The 16,254-nt window shown below is 72.2% G+C and carries 9 protein-coding genes; 4 read left to right on the top strand and 5 right to left on the bottom strand.

The features are described 5' to 3' along the window. Positions 1–39: 39 nt before the first annotated feature. The gene (locus ABZ490_RS10525) at positions 40–3,075 is read right to left on the bottom strand and encodes a VCBS repeat-containing protein (protein ID WP_358987341.1); all 3,036 of its coding nucleotides are present in this window, start codon (positions 3,073–3,075) and stop codon (positions 40–42) included. A gap of 198 nt (positions 3,076–3,273) precedes the next feature. Between ABZ490_RS10525 and ABZ490_RS10530 the strand changes: the two genes are divergently transcribed. From ABZ490_RS10530 to ABZ490_RS10540, 3 genes are read left to right on the top strand one after another with little or no spacing between them, the layout of a single operon-like run. Then, positions 3,274–3,855 carry a DUF4956 domain-containing protein gene (locus ABZ490_RS10530; RefSeq protein WP_358987344.1) on the top strand — a complete coding sequence of 194 codons (582 nt, stop codon included), beginning with the start codon at positions 3,274–3,276 and terminating at the stop codon, positions 3,853–3,855. Next, positions 3,852–4,652 (top strand): VTC domain-containing protein, encoded by an 801-nt coding sequence (locus ABZ490_RS10535; protein ID WP_358987347.1) that lies wholly within the window; start codon positions 3,852–3,854, stop codon positions 4,650–4,652. The genes ABZ490_RS10530 and ABZ490_RS10535 overlap by 4 nt, the downstream gene beginning before the upstream one ends. Further along, the gene (locus tag ABZ490_RS10540) at positions 4,649–6,475 is read left to right on the top strand and encodes a carbohydrate-binding domain-containing protein (RefSeq protein ID WP_358987350.1); all 1,827 of its coding nucleotides are present in this window, start codon (positions 4,649–4,651) and stop codon (positions 6,473–6,475) included. The genes ABZ490_RS10535 and ABZ490_RS10540 overlap by 4 nt, the downstream gene beginning before the upstream one ends. 21 nt (positions 6,476–6,496) lie before the next feature. On the opposite strand, the gene ABZ490_RS10545 is transcribed toward ABZ490_RS10540, so the two are convergent. Beyond that, positions 6,497–8,938 carry an FG-GAP-like repeat-containing protein gene (locus tag ABZ490_RS10545; RefSeq protein WP_358987353.1) on the bottom strand — a complete coding sequence of 814 codons (2,442 nt, stop codon included), beginning with the start codon at positions 8,936–8,938 and terminating at the stop codon, positions 6,497–6,499. A 194-nt stretch (positions 8,939–9,132) separates the two neighbouring features. Here ABZ490_RS10545 and ABZ490_RS10550 point away from each other — a divergent pair, with 194 nt between their 5' ends. Continuing rightward, positions 9,133–10,476 carry a polysaccharide lyase family 1 protein gene (locus tag ABZ490_RS10550; protein WP_358987356.1) on the top strand — a complete coding sequence of 448 codons (1,344 nt, stop codon included), beginning with the start codon at positions 9,133–9,135 and terminating at the stop codon, positions 10,474–10,476. A gap of 80 nt (positions 10,477–10,556) precedes the next feature. On the opposite strand, the gene ABZ490_RS10555 is transcribed toward ABZ490_RS10550, so the two are convergent. The 3 genes from ABZ490_RS10555 to ABZ490_RS10565 form a co-directional block, all read right to left on the bottom strand. Further along, positions 10,557–12,548 (bottom strand): pentapeptide repeat-containing protein, encoded by a 1,992-nt coding sequence (locus ABZ490_RS10555; RefSeq protein WP_358987359.1) that lies wholly within the window; start codon positions 12,546–12,548, stop codon positions 10,557–10,559. A gap of 127 nt (positions 12,549–12,675) precedes the next feature. After that, complete coding sequence (gene metG, locus ABZ490_RS10560) at positions 12,676–14,391, bottom strand: methionine--tRNA ligase (protein WP_358987362.1); 1,716 nt, start codon at positions 14,389–14,391, stop codon at positions 12,676–12,678. A gap of 140 nt (positions 14,392–14,531) precedes the next feature. Further along, on the bottom strand, positions 14,532–15,941 hold the full coding sequence (locus ABZ490_RS10565; RefSeq protein ID WP_358987365.1) for a VWA domain-containing protein: 1,410 nt from the start codon (positions 15,939–15,941) through the stop codon (positions 14,532–14,534). Between the last annotated feature and the right edge of the window lie 313 nt (positions 15,942–16,254).

The following is a 16,254-nucleotide window of genomic DNA, read 5'->3' on the forward strand; positions in this document are numbered from 1 at the left end:
GCCGGGTGACGCCCTGTCACCTCAGGGCGCCGCAAGGCGTCAGGACAGCGTCCGGTACCCGCCCCAGCCCGAGCCGATCAGCGTCCGTGCCCCGAACGAGCCCTTGCCGTCGCCGTACTGCCGGTACAGCTTCCCGGCGGTGTCGCGGGCGACGAGGTCGGGGCGGCCGTCACCGTTGAGGTCGCCGACGCCGACGACGGCGTTGTAGGCGGCGCCCCAGTTCGCGAACAGCTTCACCCGGGCGGAGAAGGTGCCCTTCCCGGTACCGGAGTACCGGTAGAGGTTGTTCGCCTTGTCCTGGGCGATCAGATCCCCGATGCCGTCGCCGTCGAGGTCCCCGGCGCCCGCGATCCGCTTGTACGTCCTGAGGTTGTCGTACAGCTTCACCCGCGAGGACAGCTTGCCGGTGCTCGTGCCCTTGAACAGGTACACCGTGCCGGTGGCGGAGGCACGGGCGACCAGGTCGGGGCGGCCGTCGCCGGTGACGTCACCGGGCGAGGTGAGGACGTCGTACTGGTTCCAGCCGCCGGTGGCGAGGGTGGTGTACGCCGTGGCGGGTTTGACGGCGCGGTTGCAGCCCGGCTTGTAGAGGCGCAGGGCGCCGCTGCTCAGCCGGACCAGGACGTCGTTGCAGCGGTCGCCGCTGAGGTCGCCGACGGGGACGGCCGTGACGGTCCTGGGCCAGCCGCTGCCGTTGAGCTTCTCGGAGAACTTCCCGCCGCCGGTGCCCTGGTGGACGGTGAGGGTGCCCGAGGTGTTGAGGGTGAGCAGGTCGCCGATGCCGTCGGTGCCGTCCATGCTGCCGTAGTCGTGGCGGACCGCGGAGCCCTCGCTGATGAACTGGCTGCCGCTGCCCGTCGTCGTGAGGGAGGTTCCGCCGAGGCCGGTCGTCCGCAGGGTCCACCGGGTGTAGCCGTTGGGGAAGCGGACGCCGGCCGACGTCAGCCCGTTCCAGTCGGCGTAGGCGTACGCGGTGGCCGCGCCGCCGGTGATCGTGCGGGTGGCCCTGCCCGTGGGGCCGCTCTGCACCGAGGTGAACGTCAGGGACCAGGAGGTGACCGGGCGGGACAGGCGCCAGGTGGCACTCCAGTAGCCCGTGGAGCCCATGGCCGCGAATCCGTAGATCTCCGTCGAGACCAGGGTCGGCGCGGACGGCGTGATGCCGGTCGTGACGACCTGTGTGCGCTCGTAGCCGTCGAACCAGGCGACCAGGCCCGTGTACTCGTCCACGGTCCAGCGCCAGCGGCGGTCGCTGTCCTGGCCGGTGTCGGGGACGCCGGAGGCCAGGGTGCGGGTGGTGCCGGTGGCCGCCTCGGTGAGGACCAGTTCGTCGGCGGCGTGGTCGTGGCGGACGGTGAAGCCGTCGCCCAGCAGGACATCGCCCGGGGTGACCGCGACCGACGTGCCCGCCGTGGTGTCGTAGACGCCCGCCGACGCCGTGCCGCACGCCCAGTACAGCCAGCGGCCCGTCGCCTGGAGCTCGGTCGGGACACAGCCGGCGCCGGGGATCGTGACCGTGGTGAGGGTCTTGTCCTCGGTGAGGCTGTACGAGGTGACCTGGCCGACGGTGGTGCCGGCGCTCCAGAGGGTGGAGCCGTTCAGGGCGGCGGCCCGGCCGGTGCGCTTCAGCTTCTGGCCCTGACCGATCTCCCACACGTACTGCGTGGGCGAGGCGCCGCCCGACTGGTAGACGACGTAGTCGTCGGAGACGTCGACGATCCGGCCGGCGGAGGTGCCGAACTCGATCGCGTTGTAGGAGCCCGTGACCTTGATCCGGTCGAGCTTCTGGTCGGTCTCACCGGTGTACGTGGTGAGGTAGACGTCGTTCGGCTCGTGGCCCGAGTTGCCCCAGAGCGGGGCGCAGGAGACGCCGGTGTACGGGCAGACGGCGTTGACCGCGGAGCTGTCGGTGGCGGCGGAGGACTCCAAGAGGGCGCCGCCGTCGGTGGTGAGGGTGCGGACGGAGCTGTCGTTGTCGCTCTCCACCACCCGCAGGCTGCCCCGGCTGAGGGCGATCCCCTTCTTGGTGTTCTCCACGGCGGGGACCCGTGCCACCTTCGTCGGCGCGGGCGTGCCGTCCTCGCCCGCCGCGATGCGCTGGAGCCACCAGTCGTCCGCGCCGGTGCCCCCGCTGACCAGCGCGTCGCCGCCAGGTGCGGGCAGCGCGTAGGCGCCGGAGGACGCCAGCAGCGTCTGCGAGGTGCCGTCGGCGAGGGACACGGCCGTCAGGCCCTCCTTCGCCGCGGCGGACAGCAGCAGACGGTCCCCGACCAGGAGGGGTGCGCCCCGGAGATCGCCGAGGTAGGGCAGGGAGTACACCTGCTCCTCACCGGCCGGATCGCTGCGGGACTTCAGGTGCAGGCCGCCCGTGTCCGGGTTGTACCAGCCGAACCGGTCCTCGCCCAGCACGGCGTGCACGCCGTAGGGCAGATCCGAGAAGGCCGGTGTCGAGACGGCCGTCGCGATGTCGACGTAGGAGAGCGAGGTGCTCCCCTTCACCAGGACGCCCCGGGAGTCGGCGGCGGCCACCGTGTTGTCCGCGAGGGTCGTCGCGCCGTCGCCGGTCAGCACGCGCTCGCGCCGCTCCCCTCCGGGGAAGTCGATCAGGCTCCCGCCCGTCACCACCGTCCCGCCCGCCAGCGCCCGGTAGGAGTACGACGAGGACACGGTCGACGTCGTCCGCGTCGCCGGGTCCCACAGGGTGACCGACTTCGAGGACAGGGCCGTCGGCAGGGCGACGAGGTCGCCGTCGGAGCCGTACCAGGCCGTGCGGCAGGTGCTGGTGATGTCGGCGCAGGGCGAGGCGGGCGCGTACACGCCGTCCCCGGTCGACACGGTGACCGTGGCACCGGTGGTGAAGTCCGTCCACAGCAGTCCGGCGACCCCGCTCTGCCGGTGCAGATAGCCCGACTCCCCGACGACCAGCGGCCGCTCGGTGCGCGGTGCGGCGGAAGCCGGGTCGGTCAGGGTGATCCCGGTGGTGCCACCGGACCCCGTCGCCCCGGCGGTGCCGCCGCCGACGGCGGTGACGACGGTCGCGACCGCGACCGCGAGTGCGGAGACGGCGGCGGTCACGCCCCCCGTTCTCCGGGCGTGCTTGCCCACGTGCTGGTCCTCCCCACGAGGGCCCCCTGCCCCCGCCCAAGTGAGCGGACTTTAGCAGGGCTTTTCCCTTGCTTTGTCGGCAGGTTCCCCTATCTTTCCCCGCCTTTTCTCAAAGTGGCTTAAGGAAGCGCCAAGAAGGCTCACAGCCGGCTGACCGATCGTCGGGGCATGGGCACCCAAGCGCTCCTCGTCGCCACGGATCTGGCCGCGATCGCCGTTCTGGCCTTCGCCGTGTACTTCCCGCGCCATCACCGGCGGGACCTGGTCACCGCGTTCCTCGGGATCAACGTCGGGGTGCTCGCCGTGGCGATGACCCTCAGTCAGGCCGCCGTCGGGATCGGCCTCGGGATGGGCCTGTTCGGGGTGCTGTCGATCATCCGGCTGCGGTCGTACGAGATCGCCCAGCACGAGATCGCCTACTACTTCGCGGCCCTCGCGATCGGTCTGCTCAACGGCATCCCCGAGGAGACGTCCGGCCTGCCGGTCGCGCTGACGGCGCTGCTCGTCGGCACGCTCTACGTCGCCGACCACCCCCGCCTGTTCGCCCGCCACCGCACCCGCAGTCTGCGGCTGGACTCCGCGTACACCGACGAGGCCGCCCTGCGCGCCCAGCTGGAGGTGCTGCTCGGCGGACGGGTGGTGAACCTGTCGGTCAAGGGGGTCGACCTCGTCAACGACACCACCCAGGTCGAGGTCCGGTACGTCGTCGACGCCGAGGTGCGGGCGCCCCGCGGCCGGGTCCCCGCATGAGGGCCCTCGACTCGCTCGGCGCGGCCGTGGGCACCCTGCGCCCGGTCGGCCTCGACGAACTCGTGGCCCGCGCCGAGCTGTTGACCAGGGTGGACCGCAAGTACGTCCTGCCGGCCGCCGATCTGCCCGTCCTGCTCGGCGGTCTCGGTGGCCTCGGCACGGACGTCCGGGTCCTGGAGGTCGACGGCGGACGGGACTTCGGCTACCGCTCGCTCTACCACGACACCCCGCGCCTGGACGCCTACCTGGGCGCCGCCCGGTCCCGCCGGCGCCGCTTCAAGCTCCGCGTCCGCAGCTATCTCGACTCGGGCCTGGACTTCCTGGAGGTCAAGACGCGGGGCCCGCGCGGCACCACCGTCAAACAGCGGATCCCGTACGACGGTGACGACCGCGTGCTCGACCCGGCCGGCCGCGCCTTCGTCGACGCCGTCCTCACCGGCGCCCGGATCGACCCGCGCGCCCTGCGCTTTGGTCCCGCGCTGACCACGACGTACCGCCGCACGACCCTGCTGCTGCCCGGCGACGGAAGCCGGATGACGGTCGACACCGGGCTCGTCTGGGCGCTGCCCGACGGATCGCGGGCGCTGGCCGCCGGGGACCGGGCCGTCGTCGAGACCAAGGCCGGACGGGCCGGCTCCGGCGCCGACCGGCTGCTGTGGTCGCTCGGCCACCGGCCCTGCACGGTCTCCAAGTACGGCACCGGTCTCGCCGCCCTGCGCCCCGAACTCCCCGCCCACCGCTGGCTGCCGGTCCTGCGCCGGCACTTTCCCACCGCACTCGACGGGAGCCCCGCATGAGCATCGCCACCCCGGTACGGCGCAGGCTGGCCGCCGCCCTCGCCTGCGTCGCCCTGGCCGCGGCCGCCCTGACCGGCTGCTCCTCGGCGAGCACCGAGGAGACGGCCGGCGGCACGGAGTCGGCCTCCGCCGGCGGTGCCGTGGAGGGTGCCCAGAGCGCCGCCACGGTTCTCGCCGCCGACAAGAAGGCCCATGACGCCGACCTCTCCGAGGACACCTCCGGTGCCGTGGACATCGCGCTCGACGGGGACTCCGCCACCGTGACGGGCGAGGGGGCGACGGCGAGCGGGTCGACGGTGACCATCACCTCCGCCGGCACCTACCGGATCGCCGGCACCCTCACCGACGGGCGGATCGTCGTGGACGCGCCCGACGCGACCGTACGGCTCGTGCTCGACGGGGCGAGGATCTCCAGCTCCACCGGGGCAGCCCTCGCGGCCACCGAGGCGGACGCCCTGGTCGTCGTCCTCGCCGACGGCAGCACGAACACCCTCTCCGACGCGGCGTCCTACGCCGAGGGCGCGGAGGCGGACGCGGCCCTGTTCAGCGCCGGTGACCTGACCGTCGGCGGCGGGGGCACGCTGACGGTGAAGGGGAACGGCAACGACGGGATCGTGAGCAAGGACGGCCTGGTCCTCGCCTCCGGGACGATCCGGGTCACCGCCGCCGACGACGGGGTGCGCGGCAAGGACTACCTGGTCGTCGAGGACGGCGACCTCACCGTCGAGGCCGGCGGCGACGGCCTGACCTCGGACGACGAGGAGGACGAGGACTCCGGGTACGTGTCCCTGGCGGGCGGTGCGATCGACGTCACCGCGCAGGGCGACGGCGTCTTCGCGGCCACCGACCTCGTCGTCACCGGCGGCCGGCTGACCGTCGGCAGCGGCGGCGGGAGCGGTGCGCAGCCCGCCGACGACACCTCGGCGAAGGGGCTGAAGGCCGGGGTCATCGGCGTCCTGGAGGGCGGCACGCTCGCGGTCGACTCCGCCGACGACGCGGTGCACAGCGACGGCGCGGTCCACTTCGCCGGGGCCACCGTGACCGCCGCGAGCGGGGACGACGGGGTGCACGCGGAGGGCGACCTCGTCATCGACGACGGCACGGTGAAGGTCACCAGGGCGCAGGAGGGCCTGGAGGGCAAGGACATCGTGGTGGCGGGCGGCTCGGTGTCGATCGTGGCGAGCGACGACGGCATCAACGCCAGCGGCAGCGACGGAAGTGCCGAAGGAGGCCGGGGCGGCGGGCCCGGCGGCGGGGAGTCGGTCGGCGACTACAAGGTGACCGTCTCCGGCGGCACCCTCGTCGTCGACTCCGAGGGCGACGGACTCGACTCCAACGGCACGGCCGAGATCACCGGCGGCACGATCGTCGTCAACGGCCCCCAGCAGGGCGGCAACGGCGCCCTCGACGTCAACGGCACCTTCACCGTCAGCGGCGGCACGCTCCTCGCGGCGGGCAGCGCGGGCATGGCCGTCGCCCCCGACGAGGACTCCGGCCAGGGCTGGCTGTCGGCCACCCTCGACTCCTCCGTCGCGGCGGGCACGACCCTGCACGTCGTGGACGCCGACGGCGCGATCGTCGCCACGTACGTCACCGCCAAGCAGATCCAGAACGTCGTCTACTCGTCGTCAGCGATCACGTCCGGGAAGACCTACCGGATCTACGCGGGCGGCTCCACCTCCGCCACCGACGGCACGGGCGGCCTCTACAGCCGGGCGGGCACCCTCGGCTCGGCCGAGGAGATCGCCTCGGTCACGGCCGGTGACGCGCCCGAGGGCGGCGGGTTCGGCGGGGGCGGGGGGCCGGGCGGGGGCCGCGGCTGAGCGACGGCCCCCGCCGGTCCGTCAGAACAGCCCCTTGTAGCCGCCGTACCCTCCGATCCGCACGCGGCCGCCGTACGACCCCTTGCCGTCGCCGTACTGCCGGTAGAGGGTGCCCGCGGTGTCCCGCGCGAGCAGATCGGCCTTCCCGTCCCCGTTGAGGTCGCCGACGCCGACGACCGCGTCGTACGACGCCCCCCAGCCGGAGAAGAGCTTCACCCGGGCGGAGAAGGTGCCGTTGCCCTTGCCGTAGGAGCGGTAGAGGTTGTTCGCCTTGTCCTGGGCGATCAGATCCCCGATGCCGTCCCCGTTGAGGTCCCCGGCACCGACGACCTTCTTGTACGTCTTCCAGTCGGCGTACAGCTTCACCCGCGCCGACAGGGTCCCGCTGCTCGTGCCCTTGTACAGGTACACCGCGCCGGTGGAGGCGTTGCGGGCGATCAGGTCGGGGCGGCCGTCCTTGGTGACGTCACCGGGGGAGGTGAGGACGTCGTACTGCTTCCAGCCGGTCGAGGAGACCGTCCTGTACGCCGTCGTCGGCTTCGGCGCGGTCCCGCAGGCCGGACGGTAGGCGCGCAGGGCGTCGCCGACGCGGACGAGGACGTCGTTGCAGCGGTCGCCGCTCAGGTCGCCGAACGGCACGGCCTTGATGCTCGTGGACCAGCCCGAGGCGGCCGCACCGCTCTCCGGAGAGCCGGTGCGGGAGCCGAGGGCCCACTGGAGCCGGCCCGAGGAGGTGAGGGTCAGCAGATCGCCGAGGCCGTCGGGGGTGCCGTCGTGACCGCCGAAGTCACGGAAGGCCGGGCTGCCGCCGGTCACCGTCACCGTGCCGGTGGCGAGGGTGGAAGCGGTGCCGGAGCCCCACTGGACGGCCTTCAGCGTCCAGCCGAGCCTGCCGTTGACGGCCACCGCGCCGGTGCCGGTCCGGCCGTTCCAGACGGGGGCGAGGGCGGTGGTGCCGGTCGCGGCGCCGCCGGTGAGGGTGCGCACGGTCCGGCCCGCGGTGTCGGTGAGGGTGAGCGTCCAGGAGGCGACCGCGGAGTCCGTCGTCCAAGCAGGCTTCCACGCGGCACTGGAGGAGGTGGTGCCCTTCAGGGCGACGGTGGCCGGGACCGTGGCGCCGGTCACCGTGACCTTGGGCCAGACGGTGCGGGAGGCGTACACGTACGGGAAGGCCCCCACGCTTGTCGACCTGCCCCAGACGGCGGTGGCGGCACCGGCGGAGCCGGCCGCGATCTCACCGCGTACCGCCGGGTCGCCGCCGCCCACCCGGCGGGCCGGCGTCCACTCCCCGTCGACGAGCGTGGCCTCGTAGAGGCTGGTCGCCGTGGTCTGCCCGGTTTCGAGCTCGGGCCACAGCGCGTGGACCGAGCCGTCGGGGGCGATCGCCGTGTCCGAGGAGTACTGGGCGTCGCCGGAGGACAGGGTCCTGGACGCCGACCAGGTGCCGGCGGCGCTGTCGAAGGTCGTGGTCCGTACGTCGTCCGCGCCCGAGGCCCGGTCGTACCAGACGAGGGTGACATCGCCGTCGGGGCCCACCAGCGGGTCCGGAGTCACGGCGGGATCGCCGACGGCGGTCGCGGCGGTCTGCGGCGCGCTCCACGCGGAGGCCGCGCCGGACCGCCGTACCGTCTGGAACGCGCCGTCCAGGTCCTCCCACACCAGCTGGACCGAGCCGTCCGCGCCGGAGCCCAGCGTGGGCTGCCGCCGGGTGTAGCCGACCGCCTCCGGGGCCGGCCAGGTGTACGTGTCGAACGGCAGGGCGTTGCTCATCACCTGGAAGACCGTGCCGTACGCCCTCCCGTACGACACGACGAGCCCGCGCTGGGCGTCGTACGCGATCTGCGGCGCCGAGACCGACCCCGCGGCCTCGCTGACGCGCGCCGGAGCGGACCAGGTGGCCTCCCCGATCACGGTCGCGGCGTACACCTCGCTCCGGCCGGAGCTCCACACCCGCTGGCGCCACACGGCGGCGACCGCCCCGCCCGGCCCCACGGCGAGGTCGGGGTACTCGAAGTCCGTGGTCTCGTCGTTGGCGATCACCGTGGGCTGCGACCAGGACGTCTGCCCGGCGCCCAGGGTCGCGGAGGCGATCTCCGAGCCGGTGGTCCAGAGCGCGACCACCGATCCGTCGGGCAGGGCCGCGAGGCGCGCCCCCTCGTTGACGGTGTCGCCGAGCCGGACCCTGCCGTTCCAGGTGTCGCCGGCCGCGGGGCGCACCGACGCGTAGAGGTCGCCGGAGGTGTTCTCCCGCCAGAGCGACACGGCGGTGCCGTCCCCGGTGACGACGACGTCCTCGACGTCCGCCTTCACCGAGGCGACGATCGCCGCGCCGCTCCACGGCGGCAGTACGGTCGCCGCCGCGGCCGGCGTGGCCGGGAGCGCGCCGGCGGTGAGGACGAGCGAGACAGTGGCGAGTGCGGTGGCCGCGACACGACGGCGCGGCGGCAGCGCTGATCTGCCCATGTGTGTGAATTCCCCTCCCCGTAGGGGCTGTTCGCCCCCCGATGGGCACCTTAGGTGGCTGGTGAGCGATTCGTGAAGGAGTTCGATCAAGCTGTGTACGGCGGTGCCGAGAATTCTTTCGACGGGCGGCAACTCTTCACGAACCGGCGACCACTGACAGGGCGTAACCCCGCTCCTCCCCGTAAGGAACCCCCGTGGCAGCTGCTTCCCACCGCCGGTCGCTCCGCACCCGTCGCACCCTCGTCGTCTCCGCCGCCTTCGTCGCGGCCGGTGTCGGTGCCGGGGCGATCGTGATGAGCGCGAACGCCGGGACCGTGGACCTGTACCACCAGACGCTCGCCGCGAAGGACGGCTGGGCCTCCTCCGGCACGGGCACCACCGGTGGCACCAAGGCCGACGCCGCGCACACCTTCACCGTCTCCACCCGTGCCCAGCTCGTGAAGGCGCTGGGCTCGGCGTCCGACACCACCCCGCGGATCGTCAAGATCAAGGGCACCATCGACGCCAACACCGACGACTCGGGCAAGAAGCTGACCTGCTCCGACTACGCCTCGGGCACCGGCTACTCCCTCTCGGCCTACCTCAAGGCCTACGACCCCGCCGCCTACGGCCGCTCCAAGCTCCCCTCCGGCACGCAGGAGAAGGCCCGCGCGGCCGCCCAGACCAAGCAGGCGAAGAACATCGTCTTCAAGGTGCCCGCCAACACCACGGTCGTGGGCGTGCCGGGCACCAACGCCGGCCTCGCCGGCGGCATGCTCCAGATCCAGAACGTCGACAACGTCATCGTCCGCAACCTGGCCTTCTCCGGCACCGAGGACTGCTTCCCGCAGTGGGACCCGACCGACGGCGACGACGGCAACTGGAACTCCAACTACGACTCGGTGACCCTGCGCGGCGCCACCCACGTCTGGGCCGACCACAACAGCTTCACCGACGCGCCCCACCTGGACAGCGTCAACCCCAGGTACTACGGCCGCGAGTACCAGATCCACGACGGCGCCCTCGACATCACCAAGAGCTCCGACCTGGTGACCGTCTCACGCAACCAGTTCACCAACCACGACAAGACCATGCTGATCGGCAGCAGCGACAGCGAGCCGAGCGGCAAGCTGCGGGTCTCCATCCACCACAACGTGTGGAAGGGCATCGTCCAGCGCGCCCCGCTGACCCGAGTCGGCCAGGTGCACATCTACAACAACCTGTACGACGTCACGCCGCTCAACGGCTACGCGGTGCAGTACAGCATCAACTCCCGCGCCAAGGCCCAGGTCGTCGCCCAGAACAACTACTGGAAGGTCCCGTCGAGCGTGAAGGTCGCCAAGCTGCTCAGCGGCGACGGCACCGGCGCGGTCCTGGGCTCCGGCAACCTCGTCAACGGCACGGCGACCGACCTCGTCGCCGCCTACAACGCCGCGTCCTCCAAGGACCTCAAGACGACGGTCAACTGGACCCCGGCCCTCACCGCGGGCCTGGAGTCCTCCGCGAAGGACCTCCCGACCTCGCTGGCGACGACGACGGGCGCGGGCGTCCTGAGGTAACCCACCGAACGCGCGAGGGCCGGGAACCACGAGCCCCCGGCCCTCGCGTTCCATACCCGGGTACGGGCCCGGCGGCCGTACTACGCCGTGTCCTCCATGGCGGGTTCCTTCCAGATGGCTTTGTCGCGGTCCACGCCGTCCAGCCGGGCGTCGTCCAGATCGGCGCCGGCGAAGTTCGTGCCGGTGACGTTCGCCGCCGGGAGGCCCTGGCCGTCGTCCGTGCCGAGGTCGGCGTTCTCCAGCTCCGCCCCCCTCAGATCGGCCTTCGACAGGTCGGCGGCGGTCAGGTCCGCCCCGCCGAGATGCGCGATGTCCCCCTCGTACGCGCCGATGGCGTTGACGAGCGTGGCCCTGGTGAGGTCCGCGTCGACGAGACCGGCTCCGTCGAGCCAGGCCCTGGTGAGATCCGTGCCAGTGAAGTTGGAGTCGTAGAAATTGCCGTCGCTCAGCTCGGCGCTCTCCATGCGGGCATCGTTGAAGAGGACGTAGCTGAACTGGCCGCCCGTCAGAAAGGCATGGCTCAGGTCGGCGCCACGCAGGTCCGCGGAGGTGAACTGGCCGTTGGAGAGATCGGCGCCCACCAGGAAGGTGTCGCGCAGGTCGATGTACGACTCCCCGTCCCCGCCCTCCAGCCGTGAGCGCAGGGCGTCGAGGGCCGCCTGCACATCGGTCGCGGGGCGCGTCCCGGTCTGCTTGCGCAGCCGGTCGGCCGTCGCCTTGGCGGGCATCCTCGCGCGGTTCTTTATGTAGCCGCTCAGTATCTTGACGATCGCCGGCTGTTCGCCCGGCGATTCGCGCATGATGCGCTGCAGGGCGAGGATGCTGCTGGTCCTGACATCGATCGAGTCGTCGCCCAGGCCGTCGACGGCCTCGTTGTACGTGGTGGCCACATGGTCACGCTTGGTGAGGCCCAGGTTCTCGTTGGCCTGGCTGATCGTCACCCAGGTGAAGCCGAGGGCCAGCAGGGCCGGAACGGTCGGCATCGCCGTGGCCACCCACATGTAGCGCTGCCAGCGGCCGGTGTCGGGTGCAGTGGTCGCCGCCGGGGCGGCAGCGGGCGGCGGGCCGGGAGGCGGCGGCACGGGAGCGAGCTGGGCCGGGTCGAGCAGCGCGAGCCAACGGGAGGCGTGCAGCCGGTCCTGAAGGGTGGCGAGCAACCCCACCAGGTCGGGCAGGGCGGCGGCCCCGTCGCGCAGGAACCGGCCCGTGGCCTCACTCAGCGTGTCGGTGACCTGTCGGGAGTGTTCCTCCAGGTCGGCACGGCGGTCCGCGTCGAGGGGAAGGCCCTCCTGGGCGAAGTCCAGAAGCAGGGCTCGCAGTTCGGCCACCTTCTCGTCGAGAACGGTGGCTTGCGGGGGTGACACGCGCAGGGCGTCGCGGGTGGCCGTGAGCGCGTCCAGGCAGGTGAGCAGGGGCGGCTCCTGGCGCGCCCAGACGGCGAAGCTCCGCAGCGCCGCCCGCCGCAGGAGCCAGGCGAACCCGACGCACGCCAGGGCCATGCCGAAAAGCAGCCCCGTCTCGGCGCCGTGCCACCAAGGCGCGGCTTCGGTTTCGCACCCGGTCAGCAGGGACCATGAGGCGCAGTCCTCGCTGTCCATGGTGTACCAGCCGTCGGTGCCGAGGATCCGTTCGAGGTAGGGGGTTGGGCCGTAGACGGTGTAGAAGGGGCCGAACGCGTAATCGCCGACGATGATCCACGCCGCGAGCAGAACGCCGGACAGCAGCAGCGTCAGAGGTACGGCCACGCACCACACCCGGAGCCCCGCCACCAGCACGCGCGCCGAGCGGTCCGCCTCCACCAGACGGTCCAGCTGCTCGCCGAACGGGGTCGTGGCGCCCACACCGTAATACCGGCGGACCGCCCGCGCCCCCTGCAGCCGAAGGCGGACGGCTTCCGTGCGCCGCCGGACCGCCCGGCGTGGTACCAGGGCGATACGGCGCCCCGTGTGCCGGTGCGGATCACCGAAGGCGGCCGCCCGCGCGACCAGCCGCCAGCCGGGCATGATCAGGAGGAACGTGATGGCCGCACCCAGGCATGCGCGCAGCCAGTCCCCCCAGGATGTGAAGTCCACTGCCCAGCCCCCGTACCCCCGTTGATACCTGGTTCAGCTGAAGTATGCCCGGGAGTGCGGGGGTATGCCCTGCGGTTTGCTTCTCCCGCACGGGGCAGGAGACTTGGGAGGGGTTTGGGAGGGTTGGCTAGGCCTCCTGGCCGCCGAAGCGCTCCTTGTAGGCCGCCAGGTCGTCGTCCGTGAGCTTGGCGAAGAGGACCGGCGGGACGGTGAAGGGGGTTCCGGCGGGGACGGCGGTGAGGGCGCGGGCCTCGTCCGGGGTGACCCAGGTGGCCGTGTCGTCGGTGAGGGCGAAGGCCTCGCGCATGGTCCGCGCCGTCGTCGGGATGAAGGGCTCCGACACCACCGCGTAGAGGTGGATGAGGTTCATCGCCGTGCGCAGGGTGAGGGCCGCGCCCTCCTGGTCGGTCTTGATCTCCAGCCAGGGGGCCTTCTCCTCCAGGTAGGAGTTGCCCGCGGACCACAGGGCGCGCAGCGCGGCGGCCGCCTTGCGGAACTGGAGGGCCTCCAGCTGGGTCTCGTACTCGGCGAGCAGCTCGGCGATCTGCTCTCCCAGCCGGGTCTCCGCCTCGCCGGGCGCGCTGCCCGCCGGGACCTCCTCGCCGAAGCGCTTCTTGGAGAAGGACAGGACGCGGTTGACGAAGTTGCCCAGGGTGTCGGCGAGGTCCTTGTTGACCGTGGCCGTGAAGTGCTCCCAGGTGAACGACGAGTCGTCCGACTCGGGCGCGTTGGCGATCAGGAAGTAGCGCCAGTAGTCGGCCGGGAGGATGTCCAGGGCCTGGTCGGTGAAGACGCCCCGCTTCTGGCTCGTGGAGAACTTCCCGCCGTAGTACGTCAGCCAGTTGAAGGCCTTGACGTAGTCGACCTTCTTCCACGGCTCGCGCACGCCCAGCTCGGTGGCCGGGAACATCACGGTGTGGAAGGGGACGTTGTCCTTCGCCATGAACTCGGTGTAGCGGACGCTCGCGTCCGCCTCGTACCACCAGGACTTCCAGTCGCGGTTCTCCGGGTCGAGGTCCGACCACTCCTTCGTCGCGCCGATGTACTCGATCGGCGCGTCGAACCAGACGTAGAAGACCTTGCCCTCGGCGGCCAGCTCCGGCCAGGTGTCGGCCGGGACCGGGACGCCCCAGTCCAGGTCACGGGTGATGGCGCGGTCGTGCAGGCCCTCGTTCAGCCACTTGCGGGCGATGGAGGAGGCCAGCTGCGGCCAGTCGCCCTCGTGGCGGGACACCCACTCCTCGACCTCGTGCTGGAGCTTGGACTGGAGCAGGAAGAGGTGCTTGGTCTCGCGGACCTCCAGGTCCGTGGAGCCCGAGATCGCGGAGCGCGGGTTGATCAGGTCGGTGGGGTCGAGCACCCGGGTGCAGTTCTCGCACTGGTCGCCGCGGGCCTTGTCGTAGCCGCAGTGGGGGCAGGTGCCCTCGACATAGCGGTCCGGGAGGAAACGGCCGTCGGCGGGGCTGTAGACCTGGCGGATCGCCCGCTCCTCGATGAAGCCGTTCTCGTTGAGGCGGCGGGCGAAGTGCTGGGTGATCTCGACGTTCTGCGGGCTGGAGCTGCGGCCGAAGTAGTCGAACGCGAGCGCGAAGCCGTCGTAGACCGCCTTCTGCGCGTGGTGTGCCGTGGCGCAGAACTCGGCGACCGGGATGCCCTGCTCCTTCGCGGCCAGCTCGGCGGGGGTGCCGTGCTCGTCCGTGGCGCAGATGTACAGGACGTCGTGGCCGCGCTGGCGGAGGTACCGGGAGTACACGTCCGCCGGGAGCATGGACCCCACCATGTTGCCCAGGTGCTTGATTCCGTTGATGTACGGAAGGGCGCTGGTGATGAGGTGTCGAGCCATCGCGGGCTGCTCCCAGGTCGGTTTGTTGCTGCTAATGCGAACCTTGAAATCGTATCCGACATGTGTATGCCGCCCGCTTCCCGTTTTACGGGGTGAGAAGCGGGCGGCATGGGTGGAGGCGGTGCGCTTTCGCCGTGCTGCTACGGGCGCCAGTCGATGAGGACGCCGTCGTAGAGCTCCGCGTCGGTGAGCTCCAGGGGGGTCGGGCCCGCGTGGAAGAAGGCCGTGTTGTCGGTCTTCAGCTTGCGGAGGTAGTCGAAGGCCTTGTTGTCGTGATCACCGAAGGCGACGAAGGAGAAGAACACGGAGGGGTGGCTCTTCGCGGCGTCGGTGAGGGACTGGGTGGCCGGGGTCTTCGCGTCCGGGGCGCCGTCGGTCTGGAAGACGACCAGGGCGGGGGTGCCGGGGCCGGCCTTCTCGTCGTAGTGGGCGAGTACGGCGGCCACGGCGGCGTGGTAGCTGGTACGGCCCATGCGGCCGAGGCCCGCGTGCGCCTCGTCGATCGCGTTCTCGGGGGAGGCGGGGGTGAGGTCGGTGGTGCCGTCGAGTTCGGTGGAGAAGAACACGACGTGGACCGAGGGGGCCTCGGGGGTGAGGTGGGCGGCGAGCGCGAGCGTCTGATCGGCGAGCGCCGCGGCCGAGCCGTCCTTGTAGTACGGGCGCATGCTCGCGGAACGGTCGAGCACGAGGTACACGCTCGCCCGAGCAGTGGTGAGCCCGGCCTTCGCAAGCGCGAGAGCGGCGGCGTCGTGCTCGAGGGGGGCGGCGGCCGTCCCGGCGGGGGCGGGGGCTGCCGCGGGCTCCGCCTCGGCGTCGGCGACTGCCTCGGGCTCGGTGTCGACGATGGTTGCCTCGGCCTCGGCCTCGGCCTCGGTTTCGGGCTGGGCCTCCGGCTCCGCCGGGAGGGTCTCTTCGGCCGGAGCGTCGACTGCGGCTTCCGCCTGGGGCTCCTCGGCGGGCGCCTCGGGCTCGGTGTCGACGGTGGCTGCCGCGGGCTCCGCCTCGGCGACTGCCTCGGGCTGGGCCTCCGGCTCCGCCGGGAGGGTCTCTTCGGCCGGAGCGTCGACTGCGGCTTCCGCCGGGGGCTCCTCGGCGGGCGCCTCGGGCTGGGCCTCGGCGGCGGCCTCGGGCTCGGTGTCCGTCCCGGCGGGGGCTTCGGTCGTTGCTTCGGCCGCCGGTGCCTCTTCGGTGGCAGTGTCCTCCACGGGGGCCTGCTCGGCCGTCGGCTCCTCTGCCCCGGGCTTCGCCTCGGGCAGGGCGTCGCCCTCAGCCGCGGACTCCTCCGCAGCCTCGGACTCACCCTCGGTGGCGAGCTCCTTCTCAGCCTGGGGCGCCTCCTCGGCCTCAGCCTGAGCCGTCGGCTCCGCCGTGGTCTCAGCAGGCGCCTCGGCGACCGGCTCCGCCTCAACAGGCTCACCGGCTGCAACCTCAGTCTCAGCGGTCGACCCGGCCTCAGCCGTCGGCTCCGCCGCGGCCTCAGTGACCGGCTCGGCTTCAGTCTCCGCCTCGGTCTCAGCCGAAGGCTTCTCCTCGGCCTCAGCCTCAGCCACCGGCTCCGCCGGGGTCTCAGCCTCAGCGGTCGCCTCGGCCTCCGCCTCGGCAGGCGCATCGGCCGCAACCTCAGCCTCAGCCACCGGCTCCGCCGCGGCCTCAGCGGCCGGCTCGGCTTCAGTCTCCGCCTCAGCCACCGGCTCCGCCTCGGTCTCAGCCGAAGGCTTCTCCTCGGTCTCAGCCTCAGCCACCGGCTCTGCCGTGGTCTCGGCCTCCGCCTCCGCCTCGGCAGGCGCATCGGCCGCAACCTCAGCCTCAGCCACCGGCTCCGCCGCGGCCTCAGCGGCCGGCTCGGCTTCAGTCTCCGCCTCA

Origin of the sequence: Streptomyces sp. NPDC005811 (genome assembly GCF_040630405.1) — a bacterium.
Classification (GTDB): Bacteria; Actinomycetota; Actinomycetes; order Streptomycetales; family Streptomycetaceae; genus Streptomyces.

Coding starts and splice junctions, on each gene's coding strand:
- ABZ490_RS10530 (WP_358987344.1), top strand. CDS start 3,274: ATGGGCACCCAAGCGCTCCTCGTCGCCACGGATCTGGCCGCGATCGCC.
- ABZ490_RS10535 (WP_358987347.1), top strand. CDS start 3,852: ATGAGGGCCCTCGACTCGCTCGGCGCGGCCGTGGGCACCCTGCGCCCG.
- ABZ490_RS10540 (WP_358987350.1), top strand. CDS start 4,649: ATGAGCATCGCCACCCCGGTACGGCGCAGGCTGGCCGCCGCCCTCGCC.
- ABZ490_RS10545 (WP_358987353.1), bottom strand. CDS start 8,938: ATGGGCAGATCAGCGCTGCCGCCGCGCCGTCGTGTCGCGGCCACCGCA.
- metG (WP_358987362.1), bottom strand. CDS start 14,391: ATGGCTCGACACCTCATCACCAGCGCCCTTCCGTACATCAACGGAATC.